General features: G+C 68.4%; 24 protein-coding genes. 14 read left to right on the plus strand and 10 right to left on the minus strand.

Annotated elements, in window-relative coordinates:
* From AC1D2O_RS10440 to AC1D2O_RS10455, 4 genes are all read right to left on the minus strand, one after another.
* Positions 1-552, minus strand: coding sequence for an acyltransferase (locus tag AC1D2O_RS10440; protein ID WP_478090306.1), 552 nt, complete (start codon positions 550-552; stop codon positions 1-3).
* A gap of 30 nt (positions 553-582) precedes the next feature.
* On the minus strand, positions 583-1395 hold the full coding sequence (locus AC1D2O_RS10445) for a glycosyltransferase family 2 protein (protein WP_478090307.1): 813 nt from the start codon (positions 1393-1395) through the stop codon (positions 583-585).
* Positions 1392-2693, minus strand: a complete 1302-nt coding sequence (locus AC1D2O_RS10450; protein WP_478156912.1) for an MATE family efflux transporter — start codon at positions 2691-2693, stop codon at positions 1392-1394. Before AC1D2O_RS10450 ends, AC1D2O_RS10445 begins: the two co-directional genes overlap by 4 nt.
* 255 nt (positions 2694-2948) lie before the next feature.
* Positions 2949-3263 (minus strand): DUF2917 domain-containing protein, encoded by a 315-nt coding sequence (locus AC1D2O_RS10455; RefSeq protein WP_478090309.1) that lies wholly within the window; start codon positions 3261-3263, stop codon positions 2949-2951.
* Between the two features lie 148 nt (positions 3264-3411).
* Between AC1D2O_RS10455 and AC1D2O_RS10460 the strand changes: the two genes are divergently transcribed.
* Entirely contained in the window at positions 3412-4395 is a 984-nt protein-coding gene (locus AC1D2O_RS10460) for a LysR substrate-binding domain-containing protein (RefSeq protein ID WP_478090310.1), read from the plus strand.
* A gap of 129 nt (positions 4396-4524) precedes the next feature.
* Here AC1D2O_RS10460 and AC1D2O_RS10465 read toward each other — a convergent pair whose 3' ends face one another.
* Positions 4525-5142, minus strand: coding sequence for a 5-formyltetrahydrofolate cyclo-ligase (locus AC1D2O_RS10465; RefSeq protein ID WP_478090311.1), 618 nt, complete (start codon positions 5140-5142; stop codon positions 4525-4527).
* A 9-nt stretch (positions 5143-5151) separates the two neighbouring features.
* Between AC1D2O_RS10465 and AC1D2O_RS10470 the strand changes: the two genes are divergently transcribed.
* The 7 genes from AC1D2O_RS10470 (at position 5152) to otsA (ending at position 14024) form a co-directional block, all read left to right on the plus strand.
* Complete coding sequence (locus AC1D2O_RS10470; protein WP_478090312.1) at positions 5152-7173, plus strand: lytic transglycosylase domain-containing protein; 2022 nt, start codon at positions 5152-5154, stop codon at positions 7171-7173.
* Between the two features lie 8 nt (positions 7174-7181).
* Positions 7182-7814 carry a mechanosensitive ion channel domain-containing protein gene (locus tag AC1D2O_RS10475; protein WP_478090313.1) on the plus strand — a complete coding sequence of 211 codons (633 nt, stop codon included), beginning with the start codon at positions 7182-7184 and terminating at the stop codon, positions 7812-7814.
* Between the two features lie 85 nt (positions 7815-7899).
* Positions 7900-8583 (plus strand): glutathione S-transferase family protein, encoded by a 684-nt coding sequence (locus AC1D2O_RS10480; RefSeq protein ID WP_478090314.1) that lies wholly within the window; start codon positions 7900-7902, stop codon positions 8581-8583.
* A gap of 30 nt (positions 8584-8613) precedes the next feature.
* Positions 8614-9876 carry a multifunctional CCA addition/repair protein gene (locus AC1D2O_RS10485; protein ID WP_478156913.1) on the plus strand — a complete coding sequence of 421 codons (1263 nt, stop codon included), beginning with the start codon at positions 8614-8616 and terminating at the stop codon, positions 9874-9876.
* A gap of 145 nt (positions 9877-10021) precedes the next feature.
* Complete coding sequence (otsB, locus tag AC1D2O_RS10490; protein WP_478088960.1) at positions 10022-10786, plus strand: trehalose-phosphatase; 765 nt, start codon at positions 10022-10024, stop codon at positions 10784-10786.
* Positions 10783-12642, plus strand: a complete 1860-nt coding sequence (locus AC1D2O_RS10495) for a glycoside hydrolase family 15 protein (protein WP_478156915.1) — start codon at positions 10783-10785, stop codon at positions 12640-12642. Before otsB ends, AC1D2O_RS10495 begins: the two co-directional genes overlap by 4 nt.
* Entirely contained in the window at positions 12639-14024 is a 1386-nt protein-coding gene (gene otsA, locus AC1D2O_RS10500; protein ID WP_478088962.1) for an alpha,alpha-trehalose-phosphate synthase (UDP-forming), read from the plus strand. Before AC1D2O_RS10495 ends, otsA begins: the two co-directional genes overlap by 4 nt.
* A gap of 16 nt (positions 14025-14040) precedes the next feature.
* Here the strand turns inward: otsA and AC1D2O_RS10505 are convergent, their stop codons facing one another.
* Complete coding sequence (locus tag AC1D2O_RS10505; RefSeq protein ID WP_478088963.1) at positions 14041-14370, minus strand: hypothetical protein; 330 nt, start codon at positions 14368-14370, stop codon at positions 14041-14043.
* 182 nt (positions 14371-14552) lie between these two features.
* On the opposite strand from AC1D2O_RS10505, the gene AC1D2O_RS10510 reads away from it, so the two are divergent.
* Positions 14553-16022 (plus strand): aminotransferase-like domain-containing protein, encoded by a 1470-nt coding sequence (locus AC1D2O_RS10510; protein ID WP_478088964.1) that lies wholly within the window; start codon positions 14553-14555, stop codon positions 16020-16022.
* A 78-nt stretch (positions 16023-16100) separates the two neighbouring features.
* On the opposite strand, the gene AC1D2O_RS10515 is transcribed toward AC1D2O_RS10510, so the two are convergent.
* The 4 genes from AC1D2O_RS10515 to AC1D2O_RS10530 all read right to left on the minus strand — a co-directional run bounded on the left by AC1D2O_RS10515 (position 16101) and on the right by AC1D2O_RS10530 (position 19207).
* Positions 16101-17027 carry an ROK family protein gene (locus AC1D2O_RS10515; protein ID WP_478088965.1) on the minus strand — a complete coding sequence of 309 codons (927 nt, stop codon included), beginning with the start codon at positions 17025-17027 and terminating at the stop codon, positions 16101-16103.
* 66 nt (positions 17028-17093) lie between these two features.
* A complete protein-coding gene (locus AC1D2O_RS10520) occupies positions 17094-17288 on the minus strand; it encodes a DUF2905 domain-containing protein (RefSeq protein ID WP_478088966.1) in 195 nt (64 codons plus the stop codon).
* A 9-nt stretch (positions 17289-17297) separates the two neighbouring features.
* The gene (hisN, locus tag AC1D2O_RS10525; RefSeq protein WP_478088967.1) at positions 17298-18080 is read right to left on the minus strand and encodes a histidinol-phosphatase; all 783 of its coding nucleotides are present in this window, start codon (positions 18078-18080) and stop codon (positions 17298-17300) included.
* A gap of 35 nt (positions 18081-18115) precedes the next feature.
* Positions 18116-19207 carry a class I SAM-dependent methyltransferase gene (locus AC1D2O_RS10530; protein WP_478088974.1) on the minus strand — a complete coding sequence of 364 codons (1092 nt, stop codon included), beginning with the start codon at positions 19205-19207 and terminating at the stop codon, positions 18116-18118.
* 23 nt (positions 19208-19230) lie between these two features.
* Here AC1D2O_RS10530 and AC1D2O_RS10535 point away from each other — a divergent pair, with 23 nt between their 5' ends.
* The 5 genes from AC1D2O_RS10535 (at position 19231) to AC1D2O_RS10555 (ending at position 22877) form a co-directional block, all read left to right on the plus strand.
* A complete protein-coding gene (locus AC1D2O_RS10535) occupies positions 19231-20028 on the plus strand; it encodes an SDR family oxidoreductase (protein WP_478088968.1) in 798 nt (265 codons plus the stop codon).
* Positions 20025-20414, plus strand: a complete 390-nt coding sequence (locus AC1D2O_RS10540) for a dihydroneopterin aldolase (protein ID WP_478088969.1) — start codon at positions 20025-20027, stop codon at positions 20412-20414. Before AC1D2O_RS10535 ends, AC1D2O_RS10540 begins: the two co-directional genes overlap by 4 nt.
* A 235-nt stretch (positions 20415-20649) precedes the next feature.
* The gene (gene ttcA / locus AC1D2O_RS10545; RefSeq protein WP_478088970.1) at positions 20650-21573 is read left to right on the plus strand and encodes a tRNA 2-thiocytidine(32) synthetase TtcA; all 924 of its coding nucleotides are present in this window, start codon (positions 20650-20652) and stop codon (positions 21571-21573) included.
* A gap of 7 nt (positions 21574-21580) precedes the next feature.
* Positions 21581-22210 carry a DUF4136 domain-containing protein gene (locus AC1D2O_RS10550; protein WP_478156917.1) on the plus strand — a complete coding sequence of 210 codons (630 nt, stop codon included), beginning with the start codon at positions 21581-21583 and terminating at the stop codon, positions 22208-22210.
* 31 nt (positions 22211-22241) lie between these two features.
* Positions 22242-22877, plus strand: coding sequence for a histidine phosphatase family protein (locus AC1D2O_RS10555; protein WP_478088972.1), 636 nt, complete (start codon positions 22242-22244; stop codon positions 22875-22877).
* Positions 22878-23001: the final 124 nt, after the last annotated feature.

Raw genomic sequence — 23001 nt, forward strand, 5'->3', positions numbered from 1 at the left:
TCAATGGAAAAGCCTGCGATAGTCGGGCTCGTAGACCATCTCGGCGCTGCGCGTGCCGATCGGGCAAGCCGGAACGCCACCCACAATGACGTTCTCGGGCACGTCACCGGTCACCACCGCCCCCGCCGCCACCACCGCGCCGCGGTGGATATGAACCCCCGGCAAGATGACCGCGCGAGCACCGATCCACGCGTAGTCGTCGATGACCACGGGCGAACACACCGTGGCAAACACGGGCGACTGGACATCGTGCGTAGCCGTCAGGATCATGACCTCGGAACTGATGGAGACGTTGTTGCCGATCGTCAACTCCCCCCGATTGTCGAGCCGGCATTTCTCGTTGACGATCGAATGCCGGCCGATGCTTATTCCTCTTCGGGTGTCGAAGGTACTTCCCATGAGCAGACTGCTGTCGGGATGGATATCGAACCCCATGGCCCTCCGATACCACATTCGCCGAACGTAGTGCGAAGGAAACCGATTGACCCAGTGATTCGTCAGATAGATCAGAAACTCGACGCCGAAGTATCTTGCCTTATTGCCGATCATCATGACTGCAGATTTCCTGGAATCAGTCGGCACTCAAGCGTGCGCCGAGTTGCGCCGAGCCGAGCGCAGAATGAAGCGCTGATATAGGTATGGCGCCGTGAGCATGAATGGCCGGGTCAGCAGTCTTCCGTAGAATCGCCGCGGATTATTGGGTGCGGTTATTTTCCATTTGTCATTGGAAAAGTACTTGACCCAGCAGCGCTCCGATTCGACACCGCACACCTCCTGCATGGTCGAGGATTTGGATTCTGCATGGCAGCGGAACGCCCCGATGAAATCGGGAATCAGATGGAATTTCGCGCCCGCCACATACAGCCGGCTGAACCAGTCCAGGTCCATGGTGAAGCGCAACGAGGCATCCAGCGGTTCCTGCAACGCATTGGTTCGCCAGAACGCCGTTTCGCTCGCCACGTTGTAACCGTACTCGGCGGGATTGAACTCGCGCCCGCAGACCCAGCCGACCACGTGCGAATCGGCGTCGAGCATGAGGCGGTCGCCATGCACCACGCCAACCTCCGGGTGCTCGTCGAAGACGCGCAACACTTTCGCCAGTGCGCCTCGCAGGTAGACGTCGTCGCTGTTGAGCCAGCCGACGATATCCGCCCGGGCCTGCCGCAATCCCTTGTTGATGGCGTCGGTCTGCCCGCCGTCCCGCTCCGACACCAGTACGTCGATTTTGTTCGCGTATTTCTTCAATATATCGAGGGTCTGATCGGTGCTGCCGCCGTCCATCACGATCAACTGCAGGCCATCGATGCCCTGATCGAAGATGGACCGCAGGGTTTCCTCGATGTATTTGCCCTGGTTGTAGGACGGAATGATGATGCTTATTCTCGGCTTTTTCATGGCGTAAGGCCCTCGACAGCGGTTTGCGGCGCTCTTTTAAAATCGGGCCACCTTGAAATCAGTAACACGTATTGATAAAAGAAATGAGCAGCACTCGTGATGATGTTAAACCAGAGAATTGAAGAAAGTTCGTTGGCGCCGAATTTCCACAAATACAAACATTGCAAGGCGATGACGACCAGCACGCTGAATGCCTGCTTCTCGGTGAATCCCCGCACCGCGAGGGTGGAGAAGGCGAACCCAGCCCCGTTCAACAGGATGGAAGACAAGAACAGCATCCAGACATAGGGCACCATATTCTCGTATTTTTTCCCCAGCAGCAGAATCCAGTATTGCGGAAAGAAGACTGCACTCAGGAGCAGGCATATCATCGCCACCAAATAGATGGCATGGGCTCTGGAGATCATCGTCACGAGGCGCGCTCCTGCCGGTGCTCTCGCAATGGCCGGAAACAGGAGAATACCCGCCACCCGATCAAGCAGCACCAGCGCCAGTGCAAGCCTGCCAAAGGCGCCGATGTCGGCCACCATGTTCGCGGTGCCGAACAGGGAGGCCAGAAAGATGGTGACGACTCCCTGAACCTGAAAGAACACGGCCGACGGAATCAAGGGGATCACGATCTTCAGGATCTGGCTGTCGACGCGCTTCTCGTCCTGCGGACTCAGGCGCGATTCCTTGATGTTCCTGGCTTTGAACTCCCTGCGCAAGAGCACCAGGGCGAGGACTTCGGAACTCACGGTCGCAACCAGCAGGATCGCGATCGAATAGGGCGTCATGGGCAGCAGCAGGGCCGCCGACACGAGCGCGAAGCGCGCGGTGGTCACGCAGGCACCGATGCGGCTGAGCGCGTTCACGTACCCGAGGATCAACAGCACTGCGCCGGCATAGTGGCCCCACAACGTGATCAGGATCGAGGCGACGATCAGCACGGCAGCCAACACGTAGGCCCATTCGCTCCACCCATGCTGCAGGAAGGTATAGATGGCATAGGGCACCACGAAGGCGAAGCTGGCGACCAGGACCAGCGTGCGGCGGCTGAAGATCTGACGGCAGACGCCCACCACCCAGGGCACCTCGTTGTTCCGCTGGCCGACGATCGGCAGCGAGCACTTGCTCAGCCCCAGATCGGTCAGCCCCAGGATCAGCTGCATGCAGGTGATGAGGAAGGTGTAGACCGCGTACTGATCCTTGGGCAGCACGTTGACGATCAGCAAGCCCGCAATGCCACCGACCGCGACACCCAGAAACTCGACGCCGCTCACCATGGCGATCTGGCGCAGCCGGGAGAGCAGTTTCATGGATGGGACGGTGGGAGCAGGATTTCGCGCGAAGGCCCGAAGATACGCGATATCTAAAACGCGGACGCCGATTTCGCCACGCGCGGCGTGCGTTCGTGCTCACAACGACGGTATTTGAGTCGCGGCCCGCAGCCGGTCTGCGCCAAAGATGGCGGCCTGCCCCGACCACCCGGTTGCCGCTGAGGAACGACTGAGCAGCGACGCTGCCAGCTTCAACATCTCAGGCCAAGACCCGGGGCCCTGGCCTTGCGCAGCTCAGGCCACGGCGTCCCAGCTGTAGGTCGCGCCGGTGCCGTCCCACGGCTCCATCACGATGCGTTCGCCGGCGGCGACCGCCAGCGACTCGCCCGGGGCCAGCACGAGGTCCTCGCTGGCTGAGCGCGCCGTCGAGTCGCGGGTGACCCAGACCCGGCCCTGGCGGATCCGCAGCACGCTCGCGCTGGCGGCCCTGAGGCTCATCGCATGGCCGGCATCGAGTTGCCATGCACCGCGGCGAACGGCCGGCGGCACGGCCGCCGGACGGGCCAGCGCAACGGACGGAAGCGATGTAGAGGTGCAGACAGCGGACATGGTGGACTCCTGAGGATTTGCAGCACGCAATGGCGCGCTTCGGGAATGAATGATCGGCGCACGCTCGTTGGCAGTCCAATGAAAACGCGGTAGCCTACTGATTCCGGTTTCGCATCAATCCAACTTCCAGCTGAAGCCCCTCCCGCCCATGCTCCACTCCCAGACCCACCTGCGTTCACGGCCGATCGCGGCCGGTCATCTTCGCGCCTTCGAGGCCGTCGCCCGGCACCTGAACTTCCGCGCCGCCGCCGAGGAAATGGCGCTGACCCAGTCGGCCGTGAGCCGGCAGATCCAGTCGCTCGAGGAAGAGGTCGGCGTCGGCCTGTTCCTGCGCCACACGCGGGCGGTCGAGCTCACGGGCGCCGGCGCCCAGCTGCTGCTGGCGGTGCAGCAGTCGCTGCCGCGCATCGACGGCGCGGTGCGCCAGATCCGGCAGAACGCGGGGCGCAAGAGTGTCTCGCTCACCACCTTCGCCTCCTTCGCCTCGATGTGGCTGATCCCGCGGCTCGAGGCCTTCCAGCGCGACAACCCGGAAATCGACATCCGCATCGATGCCAGCGACGTGGCGCTCGACATGGACATCGCCGACGTCGACATCGCCCTGCGCTACGGTCCGCGCGAGAACATGCCGGCCGGGGCGCTGCGCCTCTTCGGCGAAACGATCACGCCGGTGGCGAGCCCCTGGCTGATCAAGAGCAACCCGGCGATCAAGGCGCCGGTGGACATCACGCGCTTCACGCTGATCGAGGCCGGCGACGCCCACCGCACGCACCTCGAATGGCTGACCTGGCGGCGCTGGTTCGAGGTCAACGACATGCCGCGCGCGCAGCCGCGGCGCTGGCTATATTTCAACTACGCCTATCAGATGGTGCAAGCCGCGCTGACCGGCCAGGGCGTGGTGCTGGCGCGCAGCTCGCTGATCGCCGAAAGCCTGGCCAACGGCGACCTGGTCGAGGTGCTGCCGCAGCACCGGATGGATTCACCGATGGCCTACTGGCTGATCACGGGCCCGCGCAGCGCGCCGCGCCCCGAGATCCAGGCCTTCTGTGAATGGCTGCAGGGCCAGGCCGCCACCACGCGCGAGACGATCGGCGAAGTACCGGACCCCGACACCATCGACCAGCTGGATTGACTTCCACCGGCCGGCGCAGCCAGGCCCGTTGGTGAAACACCGAGGAACCGGCTTTGCCGGGCCTCTGGTGTTGCCCCCGGCAGGGGGTGGGCGCCCGGACACGAAGTGCCGGGCAACCTGGGGGCGAGCTCAACCAATCGGCCAGACGACGCCGTTGTCGTTCAGGATCGCATCCAGGGGGAGGTCATGCGCCTCCGGCTCGAAATCGTCGATGAAGCCGTTTGCGAAGCCCAGCCCGACCGTGAACGGCCGTGGCTCCAGCGCCGCCAGCGTGCGATCGTAGAACCCGCCGCCGTAGCCCAGCCGGTAGCCGCCGGCGCTGTAGCCCAGGCAGGGCACGAACAGCAGCGTCGGGACGATCAGCTCGGTGTCCTTGGGTTTCGGGATGTCGAAGGCGTCGTTCTCCATCGGGCAGCCCGGATACCAGGCATGGAAGGTCAGCGTCTTGTGCACCCGGTCGACCACCGGCAGGCCGATGCGCCGGCGCTGCGGCTCGTCGAGCAGTTCGCCGTCCTCTTTCCAGCGGTGCAGGGCCGGCAAGGGGTCGAATTCGCCCTTGATCGGCCAGTAGGCGCCGATCACGGCGTCCGGCCGCCCCACCAGCCAGATCCGCATCACGCGCTGCAGCAGGTCAGCGCGCGCGAGGCGGTCGGGCATGGCGAGGCGCTGCTCGATCAGCGCCGCTCGCAGTTGTCCCTTGAGAAAAGTGGCCGTTTCCGAGGTGTCGGCACCCTTTGACTTGTCCATAATCCCCCGATGCAGTTCGCAAGCATTTTGGCATCCACTCGGCGCCCGGCCGCCACCTCTTTTTCCACCCTGGCCTTGTCGCTGCTGCTGGCCGCTGCGGCGATGCTGCAGCCGGCCCGCGCCCAAAGCGGCAGCGACGACGTCCTGCTGCAAATGAAACAGGCCGCGCAACGCGGCGACAAGGCCCGCCTGGCCGCCCTGCTGCCGCAGGCGCGCGGCCATGCGCTCGAACCCTGGGCCGCCTACTGGGAACTCAAGTCGCGGCTCGGAGAAGCCAGTGCGCAGGAGGTGCAGGACTTCCTGGCCCGCTATCCCGGGACCTACCAGGAAGACCGGATGCGCAACGACTGGCTGCTGCTGGCAGGCCAGCGCCGCGACTGGGACAGCTTCGGCGCGCTGCACCCGGCCTTCCGGATGAACGACGACGCCCAGGTGCGCTGCTACGCGATCCTGGTCGAGACGCTGCGCTCGGGCAGCGTGACCCAGGCCCAGGCCGACGAGGTGCGGCGCAACTGGTTCGCCCAGCGCGATCTCGATGACGGCTGCCTGACCGCGGCCGACCGGATGATCGGCGCCCGCCTGATGTCGCCCAACGACGCCTGGAAGAAGGCCCGGCTGGCGATCGAGGCCAATCGTCCGCAGGCCGCCCGCGCCGCGGTGCTCCTGGTCGCGCCGGATGCCATCGGGCTGTTCGACGACATGAACGCCAGCCCGGCCAGGTTCCTGGCCGGCCGCGCCACCGCGGTCGCCAAGTCGCGCCGCGAGCTGGTGGTGCTGGCCCTGATCAAGATGACGGTCGCCGACCCGGCCGTGGCCGCTTCCCAGCTCGAGGGCAAATGGGACACCACGCTGTCGACCGAGGAGCGCAACTGGCTCTGGGGCGCGATCGGGCGCCAGTTCGCCACCAAGCTCTCGCCGCTGGCCAACAGCTACTTCGCCAATGTCACCCGGCCCGGCGACCTGAGCGACGACATGCTCGCCTGGAAGGCGCGCGCGGCCCTGCGCAGCGGCAGCTGGAAGAACGTGCAGGCGGCGATCGACGCCATGAGCGAGGTCCAGCAGCAGGACCCGACCTGGGTCTACTGGAAGGGCCGCGCCCTGCTCGCGGGCGGCGGCGAGGAGCGCCACGGCCAGGCCCGCATCCTGTTCGAGACCATCGCCGGGACGCGCGGCTTCTACGAACTGCTGGCGCTCGAGGAACTGGGCCAGCGCGCCGCCGTGCCGACCAGGCCGGACCCGCTCACGGCCGAGGAGAAGAACGCGGCGCGCGGCAACGCCTCGCTCGGCCGCGCGCTCTACGCGATCGGGATCGGGCTGCGCCCCGAAGGCACGCGCGAGTGGAACTACGCCACCAACCTGCACGACAAGGGCGGAATGAGCGACCGCGAGCTGCTGGCCGCCGCCGACCTGGCCTGCCAGCGCGAGGTCTGGGACCGCTGCATCAACACCAGCGAACGCACCAAGGGCGTGATCGACATCGATCAGCGCTTCCCGATGCCGTTCCACGACACGGTGGTGCGCAAGAGCCGGGAGATCGGGCTCGACCCAGCCTATGTCTACGGCCTGATCCGGCAGGAAAGCCGCTTCATCATGGAGGCGCGCTCCGGTGTCGGTGCCTCGGGCCTGATGCAGGTGATGCCGGCCACCGCGCGCTGGACCGCGAAGAAGATCGGCATGGGCGAATTCACGCCGGGCCAGATCAACGACCGCGAGACCAACATCACCATCGGCACCAACTATCTGAAGCTCGCGCTCGACGATTTCGACGGCTCGATGGCGCTGGCCGCGGCCGCCTACAACGCCGGCCCGGGCCGGCCGCGCAGCTGGCGCAACGGGCCGCTGATGGAGGCGGCCATCTGGGCCGAGAACGTCCCCTTCAACGAGACCCGCGACTACGTCAAGAAGGTGCTCGCCAACACCACCAACTACGCGGCCCTGATCAGCGGCCAGCCGCAGTCGCTCAAGGCGCGGCTGGGCAGCGTGGGCCCGCGCAACGCCAGCGAACCCGAGCCGAACAAAGACCTGCCCTGAGGACGGGAGTGAACCGAACCCTGCAAAGCCTGCGCGCCCAGCTACCCGCCTGGGCCATCGAATGGCTGGAGATCCTCATCCCCATGGCGCAGGTGGCGCTGATCGTGCTGGCCGCCTGGCTGCTGTACCGCCTCGCACGCCGGGTGATCCTGCGCGTGACCACGAGCTACGCACTGCCCGGCAACGTGGCCCTGATCACGCGCCGCACGACCGGCTTCCTGATCTATGGCGGCGCCCTGCTGTGGGGCCTGGAGCGGCTGGGGGTCTCGGGCACCGTGCTGTGGACCGCCTTCACGAGCTTCGCCGCCGTCGGCGCGGTGGCCTTCTTCGCCGCCTGGAGCGTGTTGTCGAACATCTTCTGCGCGCTGTTGATCTTCACCACGCGCATGTTCTGGCCCGGCGACACGGTGGAGGTGCTGGAGAACGGCGAGAAGCCGGGCCTCAAGGGCCGCGTGCTGGACATCAACCTGGTCTTCACCACGCTGGAGGAAAGCGGCAGCGCGCAGGAGGGCACCACGCTGAAGATCCCCAACAGCATGTTCTTCCAGCGCGCCGTGCGCCGCTGGCACGGCAGCGCCCCCGCGCTGCCGCGGACGGTCGACCTGGCGCCGCCGCCCTCCCCGGACACCCCACCCGCCTGAGCATCAATACCGCGCGGCGATGGCATCAATCGGCGCGCGTGGCACGGCTAGCATCAAGGGCTTTGCACCACCCCGGAGAACCGCCATGACCCAGCTCTACATCGGCAACAAGAACTACTCGTCGTGGTCGATGCGACCCTGGGTGCTCATGAAGCAGGCCGGCATCCCGTTCGACGAAGTCATGCTGCGCTTCGATTCCTTCGGCGCCGACTCGAAGTTCAAGCACACGATCCTGCCGCTCAACCCGACCGGCACGGTGCCGGTCATGAAGGACGGCGACATCGTCGTCTACGACACGCTCGCCATCTGCGAATACCTCGCCGAGACGCATCCCGACAAGAAGCTCTGGCCCGCCGACCGCGCGCTGCGCGCGCAGGCGCGCAGCGCGTGCGCCGAGATGCACGCAGGCTTTCTCATGCTGCGCAGCCATTGCGGAATGAACATCGAGGCCGACTTTCGCCTGCAGGGCCAGATCATCCTTCGCGACCAGCCCGGCGTGCGGGCCGACCTCGATCGCATCGTGCAACTCTGGAGCGGCCTGCTCGAAGCGAGCGGCGGCCCCCTGCTGTTCGGCGAATTCAGCATTGCCGACGCCTACTTCGCGCCCGTGTGCATGCGCATCAAGTCCTTCGGGCTGCCCGTGCCCGCCGCGATCTCGGCCTACGTCGAGCGCATCCGCGCGCTGCCGGCCGTGAAGGCCTGGATCGACGAAGCGCTCGTGGAAAAGGACTTCGTCACCATCGACGAGCCGTACCGCCTGGCACGCTGAGCCGCTCGCGCGCCGCCCTACACTGCGCGCATGCAAACCTATCTCGTCGGCGGCGCGATCCGCGATGCGCTGCTCGGCCGCGACGGCAGCGACCACGACTGGGTCGTGGTCGGCGCGACGCCCGAAAAGATGGCCGCGCTCGGCTTCCTGCCGGTGGGGCGCGACTTCCCGGTCTTCCTGCATCCCGAGACGCGCGAGGAATACGCGCTGGCGCGCACCGAACGCAAGAGCGCCCCGGGCTACCGCGGCTTCGTCGTCCATGCGGCACCCGACGTCACGCTCGAAGAGGACCTGGCGCGGCGCGACCTGACCATCAACGCGATCGCGCTGCCGGCCGAGCGCATCGCCGCCGCCGACCGGCTGGACCTGGACCCGGCCGACCTGGTCGACCCCTTCCACGGCCAGCGCGACCTGCGGCACAAGTTGCTGCGCCATGTGACCGACGCCTTCCGCGAGGATCCGGTGCGCATCCTCCGGGTCGCTCGCTTCGCGGCCCGCTTCAGTGATTTCCAGGTCGCGCCGGACACCCTGGCGCTGATGCGCGAGATGGTCGAGGCCGGCGAAGTCGACGCCCTGGTGCCCGAGCGCGTCTGGCAGGAACTCTCGCGCGGCCTGATGGAGACCCGACCTTCGCGGATGTTCGAGCTGCTGCGCCGATGCGGCGCGCTCGCGGTGCTGCTGCCCGAGGTCGATCGCCTCTGGGGCGTGCCTCAGCCCGAGGCCCACCACCCCGAAGTCGACACCGGCGTGCACCTGATGATGGTGCTCGACATGGCGGCGCGGCTCTCGGCGCCGCTGGGCGTTCGCTTCGCCTGCCTGGTGCACGACCTCGGCAAGGGCACCACGCCCGCCGACGTACTGCCGCGCCATATCGGCCACGAGCAGCGCAGCGCCCGCCTGCTGCGCGCGGTCTGCGACCGCTGGCGAGTGCCGGTCGAGGTCCGGGAGCTGGCCGACGTGGTGGCGCGCGAGCACGGCAACATCCACCGCAGCGGCGGACTCGACGCCGCCGCGATCGTCCGCCTGCTGGAGCGCTGCGACGCCTTCAGGAAACCCGAGCGCTTCGCCGAGGTGCTGCTGGCCTGCGAATGCGATGCGCGCGGACGCCTCGGCCTGGAAGAAGAGGCGTATCCGCCGCGCGAGAGGCTGCGGGCCGCCCTGGCCACGGCCCAGGAAGTGGCCACGGCGCCGATTGCGCGCGAGGCGCTGGCACGCGGCGACCAGGGGCCGGAGATCGCGTCGGCGATTCGAGCCGCACGCGTCCGGGCGATTGCGGCCTCGCTGCACGCATAGGGTCCAGGCTGGCGCCGGGCCTCGCTTGCGCCACGCATGGACACATGGCCATCGGCCATTTCGCCTATCCCCGGTTCGCGCAGGGCAGAAATCGAGCGATTCGCCGACGCGCCGGGCGGTGCGAGTCTGCTATGGTTTTCCCTCCATGCAGAAGCCCCCCAGACTCACCGCCGAGGCGGCCCTCTTTCTCGACTTCGACGGCACCCTGGTCGACATCGCCGAGACGCCGGAGGCGATTCATGTGCCACCGGCCCTGGTCGCGCTGCTCGGCGACCTCCATGACCTGCTGGGCGGCGCCCTGGCGGTCGTCTCCGGCCGCCAGATCGACGTCATCGACCGATTCCTCGCGCCCCTGCGGCTGCCGGCCGCGGGCGAGCATGGCGTGCAGCGCCGCGACGCCGACGGCCGGATGCAGGAGCAGCGCGCGCTGGATCTCACGCTCGTGCTGGATGCCGCCAACGAACTGGCGCGCGTGCACGAGGGCCTGCTGGTCGAGCGCAAGCACGCCGCAATCGCCCTGCACTACCGGCTCGCGCCCCAGCTCGAAGCGGTCTGCCGCGACGCCATGGCGCGCGTGATCGGCGACCAGCCTCAGTTCGAACTGCTGCACGGCAAGTTCGTGTTCGAGGTCAAGCCCGCGGGCATCAACAAGGGCGTCGCGATCGATGCCTTCCTGCGCGAAGCGCCATTCGCCGGCCGGATGCCGGTATTCGCCGGCGACGACACCACCGACGAGAGCGGCTTCGCCATCGTTCAGCCGCGCGGCGGCGTCGCGATCAAGGTCGGCGCCGGTCCCAGCCAGGCGCTGTGCCGGCTCGACTCGCCGCGCGCGGTGTTCGAATGGCTGGTGGCGGCGCGGGACTTGCTCGCGTCACCCGGCAACAACCACAGCCCGAGGAAGCCTGAATGAAGACATCCGCCGAAGAGTTCGCCGCCACCGAAACCCGCGCCGATCCGGCCGCACGCCAGGGCTTCGGCCCGCCGGCCGCCGCCTCGCTCGATGTCGGTCTGATCGGCAACTGCGCCTACAGCGCGCTGGTCGATGCCCGCGGCCGCGTGGTCTGGTGCTGCCTGCCGCGCTTCGACGGCGACCCGGTGTTCAATGCGCTGCTGCACCCGGGCGAGGACGCCAGCGCCTGGGCCATCGAGATCGAGGACTTCGCCTCGTCGAAGCAGTGGTACGAGCCGAACACCGCGGTATTGCGGACCCGGCTATTCGACAGCGCCGGCCAGGGCATCGAGATCACCGACCTGGCACCGCGCTTCCACAGCCGCTCGCGCTACTTCCGGCCGCTCACGATGGTGCGCCGGGTGAAGCCGATCAACGGCACGCCACGCGTCCGCGTGTCGCTGGCGCCGCGCTTCCAATGGGGCGTTCAGGCACCCACCATCACGCGCGGCAGCAACCACATCCGCTATGTCGGCCCCGACTTCACGCTCAGGCTGACCACCGATGCCTCGGTCTCGCACATCCTCTCGCGCCAGCCCTTCGTGCTCTCGCGCGAGCACAATTTCGTGCTCGGCGCCGACGAAACGCTGACCGACGGCATCGCCGACACCGCGCGCCACTTCGAGCAGGAGACCATCGCCTACTGGCGCACCTGGACCAAGCGGCTGGCGATCCCGTTCGAGTACCAGGAGGCGGTGATCCGCGCCGCGATCACGCTCAAGCTCTCGCTCTACGAGGACACCGGCGCGATCGTCGCCGCGATGACCACCAGCATTCCCGAGGCGCCGGGAAGCCAGCGCAACTGGGACTACCGCTACTGCTGGCTGCGCGACGCCTTCTTCGTGGTGCGTGCGCTCAACAGCCTGTCGGAAGTCGGCACCATGGAGGACTACCTGCGCTGGCTGTCGAACGTGGTGATCGGCTCGCACGGCGAGCACATCCAGCCGCTCTATGGCATCGGCCTGGAGCGCGAGCTGCCCGAGTCCTTCGTCGAAGGGCTGGACGGCTACCGCGGCATGGGACCGGTTCGCGTGGGCAACCAGGCGCAGGAGCACTTCCAGCACGACGTCTACGGCAACATCGTGCTCGGCGCGTCGCAGTCCTTCCACGATCACCGGCTGCTGAGCCGCGCCGGCGTGGCCGAGTTCCCGCACCTGGAGGCGGTCGGCGAGCAGGCGATCCGGGTCTACGGCACGCCCGATGCCGGCATGTGGGAGCTGCGCACGCGCGCACGCATCCACACCAGCTCGGCGCTGATGAGCTGGGCCGCCTGCGACCGGCTCGCCAAGATCGCGCGCTCGCTGGGCCTCGTGGACCGGGCGGCCTACTGGCACGGGCACTCGTCCCGGATGCGGGAGGAGATCCTCGACAAGTCGTGGTGCGAGGAGCGCCAGGCCTTCGCCGAGAGCTTCGGCGGCCATGAGCTCGATGCCAGCGTGCTGCTGATGGTCGAGGTCGGACTCGTCGACGCCCGCGACCCGCGCTTCATCTCGACGGTCGAGGCGATGGAGAGGTCGCTCTGCGACGGCCCCTACATGCGCCGCTACGAGGCCGCCGACGACTTCGGCAAGCCCGAGACCGCCTTCAATATCTGCACCTTCTGGCGCATCGACGCACTGGTCAAGATCGGGCGCAAGGCCGAGGCTCGGCAGATCTTCGAGACCATGCTGGCGGCGCGCAATCCGCTCGGGCTGCTGTCCGAGGACACGCACCCGGTCACCGGCGAGATGTGGGGCAACTTCCCGCAGACCTATTCGATGGTGGGGATCATCAACGCGGCGGTGCGGCTGTCGGCGCCCTGGGATTCGTGCATATGAGTCGCTTAGTCGTGGTTTCCAACCGGGTCGCCGACCCGCGCAAGCCGGCCGCCGGCGGACTCGCGGTCGCGCTCGGCGAAAGCCTGCAGCAAAGCGGCGGCCTGTGGTTCGGCTGGAGCGGCGCCATCGTCGAGGAAGGCCCGACCGGCGAAGGCGAACTGCACCGGCAGCAGGCCGGCAAGGTGACGCTCGCCACCATCGACCTGAGCCGCGAGGACCACGACAGCTACTACCAGGGCTACAGCAACGACGTGCTGTGGCCGGTGTTCCACAACCGGCTCGACCTGGCGCATTTCGACGCCGGCTTCATCGGCGGCTACCGGCGCGTGAACCAGCTGTTCGCGCGCAAGCTGCTGCCGCTGCTGAAGGAAGACGACATCATCTGGGTGCACGACTACCACCTGATCCCGCTGGCGGACGAGCTGCGCGCGATGGGCTGCCGCCAGCGCATCGGTTTCTTCCTGCACATCCCGCTGCCGCCGCAGATCATCATCGCGGCGATCCCGCAGCACGAATGGCTGATGCGCTCGCTGTTCGCCTACGACCTGATCGGCTTCCAGGCCGAGCAGGACGTGCAGCATTTCGAGCACTACGTGAAGAACGAGGCGCACGGCGAAATCCTGGACAACCACATGGTCCGCGCCTTCGGCCAGAAGGTCCGCTGCAACGCCTTCCCGATCGGCATCGATGTCGACGAGTTCGCGGCGCTCACGCACGCCAGGGAGTCGCGCGACATGTACGAGACCATGAAGCGCGAGTATTCGAGCCGGCGCCTGCTGCTGGGCATCGACCGCCTCGACTACTCCAAGGGCATTCCGCAGCGCGTGCGCTCGTTCCGCGAACTGCTGGCCAACTATCCCGAGAACCGCCGCAGCGCGACCCTGATCCAGATCGCCTCGCCGACGCGCGAGACGGTCGACGCCTACGCCGACATCCGGCGCGAACTGGAGTCGCTGTGCGGCGCCATCAACGGCGACTTCGGCGAACTCGACTGGATGCCGGTGCGCTACATCCACCGCATGGTCGCCCGCAAGCGCGTGCCCGGCCTGTGCCGTGCCGCCGCGGTCGGCCTCGTCACGCCGCTGCGCGACGGCATGAACCTGGTGGCCAAGGAGTACATCGCGGCGCAGGACCCGGCCGACCCCGGCGTGCTGGTGCTGTCGCGCTTCGCCGGCGCGGCCGAGCAGCTCAAGGAGGCGCTGCTGGTGAATCCCTACGACACGCACGGCACCGCCGAGACCATGCAGCAGGCGCTGCAGATGCCGCTGGAGGAGCGGCGCGAGCGCCACCAGAAGCTGCTGGCGCGCATCCGCGAGCAGGATGTGCACTGGTGGCGAAACGGCTTCCTGACGGCGTTGCGCGAGGCGACGAGCGAGCACTAGACCGCCGGCGCGCCGCTCAGCGCCAGGCCGCGCCCGCGCCCAGCAATTGCAGCAGCCGCGCCACGCGCGACGCAGATGCCGCGGTGGGGGCCGCAGGCCGCGGCAGCGCCCCGACCCGGGCGGGCGACAGCGCCCGGATCTCGATCCATCCGCCGCGCTCCACCACATGGGCGTCACCCTCGTTCAGCGGCGTCTTCAGGTTGAACATGGTTTCGCCGAACCAGGTGGGCGGCGAGATCAGGTTCACGCAACCTTCCGCGACGAGCAGCGTGAAGCCGGCATCGACGGCCATGCGCAGCGTCTGGCCGGGCAGCAGGCGGGTGGATTCGGGAAGCTCGGTGGTCATCGCAGGGGCCTCGGTCGAAGAGTTGGCAATGACTTCATCGTAGGCAGTGGCCTGCCGGAAAAACAGGCACAGCAGCCGCCTTTGGCCGCCGCAACAGACGCATCGGAAGTTCATCTGTTATGGTTCCTTTCCCGCCAATCTGCATCTGTTTTCACCGCCCCGCCTGCGCGAGCATCGACCGCATGGAATCGCCACCGCTCTACCGCCAGCTGGCCACGCACTACCTGGACGCGATCCGCGCCGGGTCGCTCAAGCCGGGCGACAAGCTGCCCTCGCTGCGCAGCCTGATGCGCTTGCACGGCATCAGCCTGTCGACCGCGCTGCAGCTGTGCCGGACGATGGAGGGCGAAGGCTGGGTCGAGGCCCGCGACCGCTCGGGCTACTTCGTGCGGCGGCCGCGCCGGCTGGCGATCGCGACCATGGACGAGCCCGCCGCCCAGGGGGCGCCCGACCCGGCCCAGTACGTCGGCATCCATGCCAAGGTCTCGGATTTCGTGGCGCGCCGGCGCCAGCGCGAGGCGGTGGTCGATTTCTCCACGGCACGCGGCACGCCCGAGCTCTATCCGGCTCAGGCGCTGCGCACGATCATGGTCCGCATGCTGCGCCAGCGGCCCGAACTGCTGACCACCGCCGCGCCCTCGCGCAGCCTGACGCCGCTGCGCGAAGCGGCGGCGCGGCGCGGCTTGCGCGTGGGCATGACGCTGGCGCCCGACGAGGTGCTGGTCACCAACGGCTGCATCGAGGCACTGAACCTCGCGCTGCGCGCCGTGGCGCAGCCCGGCGACACGGTGGCGGTCGAGTCGCCGACCTTCTACGGCCTGCTGCAGGTGCTCGAAAGCCTGGGCATGCGCGCCCTCGAAATCCCCACCAGCCCGCAGACCGGGCTGTCGATCGAGGCCCTCGAGATGGCGGTCGAGGCCTACGGCCACATCAAGGCCGTGGTGGTGGTGCCGCACCTGCAGAACCCGCTGGGCAGCGTCATGCCCGACAGCCACAAGCAGCGCCTGGTCGCACTGTGCGAACGGCACGCCATCGCGCTGATCGAGGACGACACCTACAGCGAACTGCTCGACGCCGAATCGCCGCCGCGCGCCATCAAGTCATGGGACTGCACAGGCAACGTGATCCACTGCGCCTCGCTGCACAAGATCCTGGCGCCCGGGCTGCGGCTGGGCTGGATCTCGGCCGGCCGCTGGCACGGCCGGGTCGAGATGCTCAAGTACACCCAGACCCGCAGCAACGAAGAACTCGCCCAGTGCGCCGCCGGTGAATTCATGGGTACCGGCGCCTACGACCGGCACCTGCGGCGGCTGCGCGAGCGGCTCAAGCTGCAGCGCGAATCCACGGCCGATGCGATCGCCGCGCACTTTCCGGCCGGCACGCGGCTGAACCTGCCGCCGGGCGGCCTGCAGCTGTGGGTGGAACTGCCCGAGCGGCTATCGTCGGCGACGGTGTTCGATGCGGCGCTGCGCGAGCGGATCCTGATCGCACCGGGGACGCTGTTCTCGAACTCCTCGCGCTACGACCACTACCTGCGCATCAACTGCGGGGCGCCCTACGGCGAGAAGATCGATGCCGGGTTGCGGCGGCTTGGCCAGATCGTCGGCGAGTGCCTGGGCGCGAGCGCGGCGCCGTCGCGCTTGGCGGCGTGACCGCCGCGCGGGGTCAGCCCGGCGCCGGGCCGCCCCTCGGGGGCCAGCGACCACACGAAGCGAAGGGCGCGGGGACCCTCAGTCGACCAGAGCCAGCGCCGCGTAGTCGCCGACCCGGTCGCCGAGCCCGGCCGGCACCAGCAGCGCGCCGCGGGTCAGTGCGACCAGCTTGCCGTCGATCTGTGCCTGCAGGCGCGGCAGCAGCGCGTCGCGGTTGTTCCAGAACACGCTGCCCCCGAGGCTGATGCGCTGCAGGTCAAGGGTGGCGACCAGGTTGTAGAGCATGCGCCCCATCACGCGGCACAGCGCGTCGGTGGTGGCGATGGCCTGCGGCTCGCCGCGCGCGGCGGCGGCGAACAGTTCTTCCGCCGGCTGGCCGAAGCGCCGCGCGATCGCATTGCCCGCGCTCAAGCCCTCGACATCGCCGAGGTTGCCGCAGCCGCACAGCGCGGCGGCGTCGTCGTCGCTGACGAAACTGTGGCCCGCATGCCCGGCGTTGCCGTTCTTGCCGCGCAGCACGCGGCCGCCGACGCACAACCCGACGCCGACGCCGGTGCTCCAGGTCACGTAGGCGCAATGATCGGCGCCTTGCAGCGCGCCCCAGCGCCGCTCGGCCTCCAGCGCGGCCACCGCGTCGTTCTCGACCCGCACCCTGGCGAAGCGCTGGCGCAGCGGGGCCTCGATCGGCGCGGTCATCCAGTCGTTGGGCAGGCCGCGCGCCGGGCCGGCGATGCCGCCGCAGATGTTCGGCGTGGCGAGCTCGACCATGCCGTCGCGCAGTTCGAAGGGCCCGGCGGAAGACACGCCGACGCAATCCACCACGCCGGCCGCGATGCCGTGCTCGGCGCAGGCCTCGTCGATCAGTCGCAGGATCTGCCGCGCGACCGCATCGTTGCCGCCGGTCTTCGCGGTCGGCTCGCTGCGGCGGCCGAGCAGCGGCGAGGCGCTGTCGGGAGAAAGGCTCACGGCAACCTTGGTGCCGCCGATGTCGACGCAGGCTCTCACGAAACAACCTCCGTGCTTCGCACTGCGGTGCGAGCGCCTTCGGGCGGCCGGGCGGCGCTCATCGAACTAGACCCATCGCGCGACCAGGGCCGCGATCATGCTCAGCAGCACGGTGCTGGCAATCGGCAGCTGCCATTCGCGACCGAAGGCACGGAACTCGAAATCGCCGGGCAGGCGCCCGAAGCCGAAGCGCCGCAGCCAGGCCGTGAGGCCGCTCATCAGCAGCAGTGCCAGGACGACAACGATCAGCCAGCGAATCATGGATGCAGTTTAGGCCGCGAGCAGGTCCAGCGCCTGTCGGTGAAGTTCGCGCGTGGCGGCCGCGACCACGCGGCCGTTCGACTCGAGGCCCAGCGGCCGGCCCTGCCAGTCGGTGACGAGGCCGCCGGCGGCCTCGATCAGCCCGGTCGGGCCCAGGTAGTCGTAGGGTTGCAGGCCGGTCTCGACCACCAGGTCGATGGTGCCGCCGGCCAGCTGGGCGTAGCCGTAGCAGTCGCCACCGAAGCGCCGCATCGCGCAGCGGCGGCTCAAGGTGTCGAAGGCCTGCCAGTCGGCCGGGTTGAAGATGTCCGGCGAGGTGGTCACGATGCGGGCGTCGGCCAGCGCGCTGCACTGGCTCGCGCGCACCGGCTGGCCGTTGCGCGTCGCGCCGACGCCGGCCTGCCCGATCCAGCGCTCGCCGAGCACCGGCATGTCGACCACGCCGAGCTCGACCCGGCCGCCGCGCAGCAGCCCGATCAGGGTGCCCCACAGCGGCGATCCGGTGATGAAGCTGCGCGTGCCGTCGATCGGGTCCAGCACCCAGACGCGCTCGGCCCCGAGCCGTTCGCGGCCGTGCTCTTCGCCGAAGATCCCGTCGGCGGGCCGTTCGGCGCCGAGGATCTCGCGCATCGCGGTCTCGGCCGCGCGGTCGGCCTGGGTCACGGGGCTCTCGTCGGCCTTCGCGATGATGTCGAGCGGGGTGCGGAACAGGCGCAGCGAGTGCGAGGCCGCCGCATCGGCCAATGCATGGGCGACGCGCAGGTCGTCGGCCGGTGTGAAGGTGGAGCTCATGGGGAGATTAGACCCCACCGCCGGTCACCGATTCGTCACAGCGTGTGGCTGCGGTCGCCCTCGGCAAAGCCGAGCGCGTCCCAGGGCTCGCCGACGGCGAAGCCGATCACCTTGAACAGCTCGCCCATCTCGTGCTCGTGGATCAGCCGCGCGGCCATCGCGCGCTCGGCCAGCGAAGCCGCCTCCATCATCGGCAGGATGCCCGCGTTGAGCAGGAACCGCGCCTGGCTGCAGTAGCCGAGCACTTCGAGACCGGCGTCCTGCCCCGCCAGCGCCACCCCGGTGAAGTTCACGTGGGCCGTGATGTCCTTGGCGCCGACGTCGGCCAGCGGATCGCCGTCGGCCTGGTGCCCGCGGTGGCACATCACGGTGCCCATGTGGCGCTGCGGGTGGTAGTACTCGGCCTCGGGGAAGCCGTAGTCGATGAAGAAGGCCGCGCCCTGCCGCAGCCGGTCGGCCAGGGTGGCGATGAAGGCCTCGGCCTGGGGATGGATCTCGGTCAGGTAGTCGTGCGCGCCTTCCACCTCGACCGGCGGCCGCAGTTCGGTGGGCCGGTCGTCCCAGGCGAAGCCGTCGCCCTGGCGGACCACGCCGCGCTCGAACCATTGCTGCGCCTTGCGCGCCAGCAGTTGCACCGGCATGGCATCGAGCACCTCGTTGCCGACCACCACGCCGCGCATTTCCTCCGGCAGCTCGGCCAGCCACTCGACCTTGGCCGCATGCCCGGCCAGCGTCTGCTGCTGGCGCTCGCGCAGCGTGCCCGACAGATCGACGATGCGGTAGCGCGCGATGCGCTCGCCCAGCGTGTCGAGCAATTGCAGCGCCAGCGCGCCCGAACCGGCACCGAACTCCCAGACTTCCTGCGTGCCGGTCCGCACCAGCGCCTCATCGACCTGGCGGGCCAGCGTGCGGCCGAACAGCGGCGTGAGTTCGGGCGCCGTCACGAAGTCGCTGCCCGAGTTCGGCATCCGGCCGAACTTGCGGCTCGCATTGGCGTAGTAGCCCAGTCCGGGTGCATACAAGGCCAGCGCCATGAAGCGGTCAAAGGGCAGCCAGCCGCCGGCGCGCTGCAGCGCGGCGTCGATAATCCGGGTCAGGGGGGTGGCGCGTTCGGCGCCTTGCTCCATGTTCATACGGGAAATTTATCAGGATGGCTGAATCGACCCCACGCCGCGGCGTGCTCGTGACCGGCGGCGGCCAGCGACTGGGCGCCGCGGTCTGCGAGGCCTTCGCGCGCGCGGGCTGGCAGGTGTGGTGCCAGTACCGCGCCTCGCGAGAGCAGGCGCAGGCATTGTGCGCGCGCCTCGGGGACGAAGGCCATGCGGCGACCGCGATCGAAGCCGACATCGGCAGCGAAGCAGGCCGGCGCGCGCTGATCGAACAGGCTTCGGCCCAAGGGCCCCTGGCCTGCGTCGTCAACAACGCTTCGGCCTTCGAGCCCGACACCGGGCTGGACTTCGACAGCGACGCTGCATTGCGCCAGCTCGGCGTGAATCTGGTCGCGCCGCTGTCCCTGGCGCGGCTGCTCGCGCAAAGCGCCACGGCCGGCGACGGCATCGACCGCTCGGCGATCCATGTGCTGGACCAGAAGGTCTACAACCTGAACCCCGACTATTTTTCCTACACCGTGTCCAAGCTGGCGCTGGAGCGCGCCGTGTCGCTGCAGGCGCAGGCGCTGGCGCCCGCGCTGCGGGTGTGCGGCGTGGCCCCGGGCATCCTCTACCGCAGCGGCCCGCAGACCGAGGCCAACTTCGCCCGCGCCGCGCGCGGCAACCTGATGCGCCGGCCGATCGACCCGGCCGACGTCGCCAGCAGCTGCGTCTTCCTCGCCGCCACGCCCAGCGTGACCGGCACCACCCTTTGCGTCGACAACGGCCAGCACCTCGTGCCGCTCGAGCGCGACATCATGTTCGTCGTCGACAACCTGCTGAAAGCCTCCAATTCATGACCACCGCTGCCCTCGACCCCTTGCTGCTCTCGTGCCGACGCGTCTTCCTGCGCGACTACGAAGTGTGGATCAACATCGGCGTGCATGAATTCGAGAAGCGCGCCGAGCAGCGCGTGATCATCAACGTCGACCTCTACGTGCCGCTCGAGCTTTCGACGCCGAAGGCGGACGAGCTCGACGAGGTGGTCGACTACGACTTCATCCGCCGCACCGTGGCCACTCGGCTGAGCAAGGGCCACATCCACTTGCAGGAAACGCTGTGCGACGACATCCTGACGCAGGTGCTGGCCCACCCGAAGGTGCAGGCCGCGCGGGTGTCGACCGCGAAACCGGACGTGTACCCCGACTGCGACGCAGTCGGCGTGGAAGTATTCAGGAGTAAATGATGCTCGCCCCCAGGTTGCCCGGCACTGCGTGTCCGGGCGCCTCGAGTCGCTGCCAGAGGCAGCGGCTCTTCGGAGCCGTCCAAGCCTGCACAGGCAGGCTTGGAGCCGCGGCCCCTCAGCCCCCWGCCGGGGGCAACACCAGCGGCCCGGCGAAGCCGGTTCCGCGGTGTTTCACGAACGGGCCTCGCTTCGCTTGCCATGATGGGTGGCGCGGATCGCTGCGAAAGGAATTGAGATGAGTGTTGTCTGGACTGAACAAGAGCAAGCGGCGGCCGGCTCCGGTGCGCTGAAGATCGAGCGCGAGGCCCACAAGCTCGAGAAGCGGCTGTGCCGCGAGGTCGGCCGCGCGATCGTGGACTACAACATGATCGAGGAAGGCGACAAGGTCATGGTCTGCGTCTCGGGCGGTAAGGACAGCTATGCGCTGCTCGACATCCTGCTGAAGCTGCGGGCCCGGGCGCCGATCCACTTCGACATCGTGGCGGTCAACCTCGACCAGAAGCAGCCGGGCTTCCCGGAAGACGTGCTGCCGGGCTACCTGAAAGCGCTCGGCGTGCCCTTCCACATCGAGGAGCAGGACACCTACTCGATCGTCAAGCGCGTGATCCCCGAAGGCAAGACCACCTGCGGCCTGTGCAGCCGGCTGCGCCGCGGCATCCTGTACCGCGTCGCCGACGAGCTCGGCGCCACCAAGGTGGCGCTGGGCCACCACCGCGACGACATGTTGCAGACCTTCTTCCTCAACATGTTCTTCGCCGCCAAGCTCAAGTCGATGCCGCCCAAGCTGGTGAGCGACGACGGCAAGCACATCGTGATCCGGCCACTGGCCTACGTGGCCGAGAAAGACCTGATCCGCTGGGCGCAGCACCGCGAATTCCCGATCATTCCGTGCACGCTGTGCGGCAGCCAGGAGAACCTCCAGCGCAAGCAGGTCGGCGAGATGCTGCGCGAGTGGGAGCGCAAGCACCCGGGCCGGATCGAGAACATGTTCGGTGCGATGCAGAGCATCGTGCCCTCGCACCTGCTCGACGGCAAGGCCTTCGACTTCAAGGGCCTGAAGGCGACCGGCGTGGCCGACGAAGACGGCGACAAGGCCTTCGACGCCCCGGAATTCCCTGCGTCGCCGGCGCCGTCGGCCCTGCGCATCGTGCAGCTCTGACACCTGCATGAAGGCCGTCCTCTCCACCCTCCTGCTGGCCTTCAGCCTGACAGGCTGCGCCACGCGCTGGGTGGTCGACAGCGACGTGCGCAGTTTCGCGAACATGGGGGACGTACCGGCCGGCGCGAGCTACCGCTTCGAGCGCCTGCCCTCCCAGCAGATCGACGAGGCGGCGCAGCAACAGCTGGAGGCGATGGCGGGCGCCGCGCTCGACGGCGTGGGCCTGCGGCGCGACGACGCCGCTCCCCAGCTGAGCGCCCTGGTCGGCGCCCGCGTGACGACCGAGCTGTCGCCCTGGGCCGATCCCTGGCTGGTCGGCGGTCCCTGGCCCGGGCCGGGCTGGGGCTACGGCGGCGGCTGGGGCGGCTGGGGCCCCCGCGGCTGGTACGGCGGCGGCTGGTATGGGCCGGCGTTCGGGCCGCCGGCCAGCCCCTGGTTCGCACGCGAGGTCAGCATCGTGCTGCGCGAGCTGCCGTCGAATCGGGTGGTGTACGAGACGCATGCGCGCAACGACGGCCCCTACAGCAACAGCGCCGACATCCTGCCCGTGATGTTCCAGGCGGCACTGCAGGGATTCCCGAATCCGCCGCCGGGCGAGCGCCGGGTCGACATCGAGATCCCGCGCGCGGCCCGATGAACCCAAGGGTTTATCCCTAGAATTCTCGGCCATGGAGCCCACACGAGTCATCGCCGTTCGCCACGGCGAAACCGCCTGGAATGTGGACACCCGCATGCAGGGCCAGCTCGACATCGGGCTCAACGACACCGGCCTCTGGCAAGCCGGTCGGGTGGCTCAGGCGCTCGAGGAGGAGCCGATCGCGGCCATCTATGCCAGCGACCTGTCGCGCGCCTGGCAGACCGCACAGGCCATCGGACAGACGCGCGGCATCGCAGTGGTGGCCGAACCCGGGCTGCGCGAACGGGCGTTCGGCCTCTTCGAAGGCCGCACCTTCGCCGACATCGACGCCAGCCTGCCTGCCCAGGCACGGCTCTGGCGCACCCGGGATCCAGAATTTGCACCCGAAGGTGGAGAGTCGCTGCTCACTTTCAGGCATCGGGTCACGGTCACTGCGTCCAGCCTGGCGGCGCTGCATCCGGGCGAGCTGGTGGTCCTGGTCGCGCATGGTGGCGTGATGGACGTGCTCTACCGCGCGGCCACGGGCCAGGAACTGCAGGCGCCCCGGACCTGGGAACTGGCCAATGCGGCGATCAACCGCCTGCTCTGGACACCGCAGGGCTTCACGCTGGTCGGCTGGGCCGACACCGGCCACCTCGACGGCACGCTGGACGAAGCGTCGGCTTGACCGGCCCGAAGAAATAGAACTTTTCTATCAGTTCTTGCTGCCAACTTGGCGTTTCCTTTACTCCATTTGTATTCAATTTGTAAAAATGGAGGCAAAATCGTCACTGCAAGGGCGCTTCGTCAGT

The organism is Variovorax sp. P1_G12 (assembly GCF_056405555.1).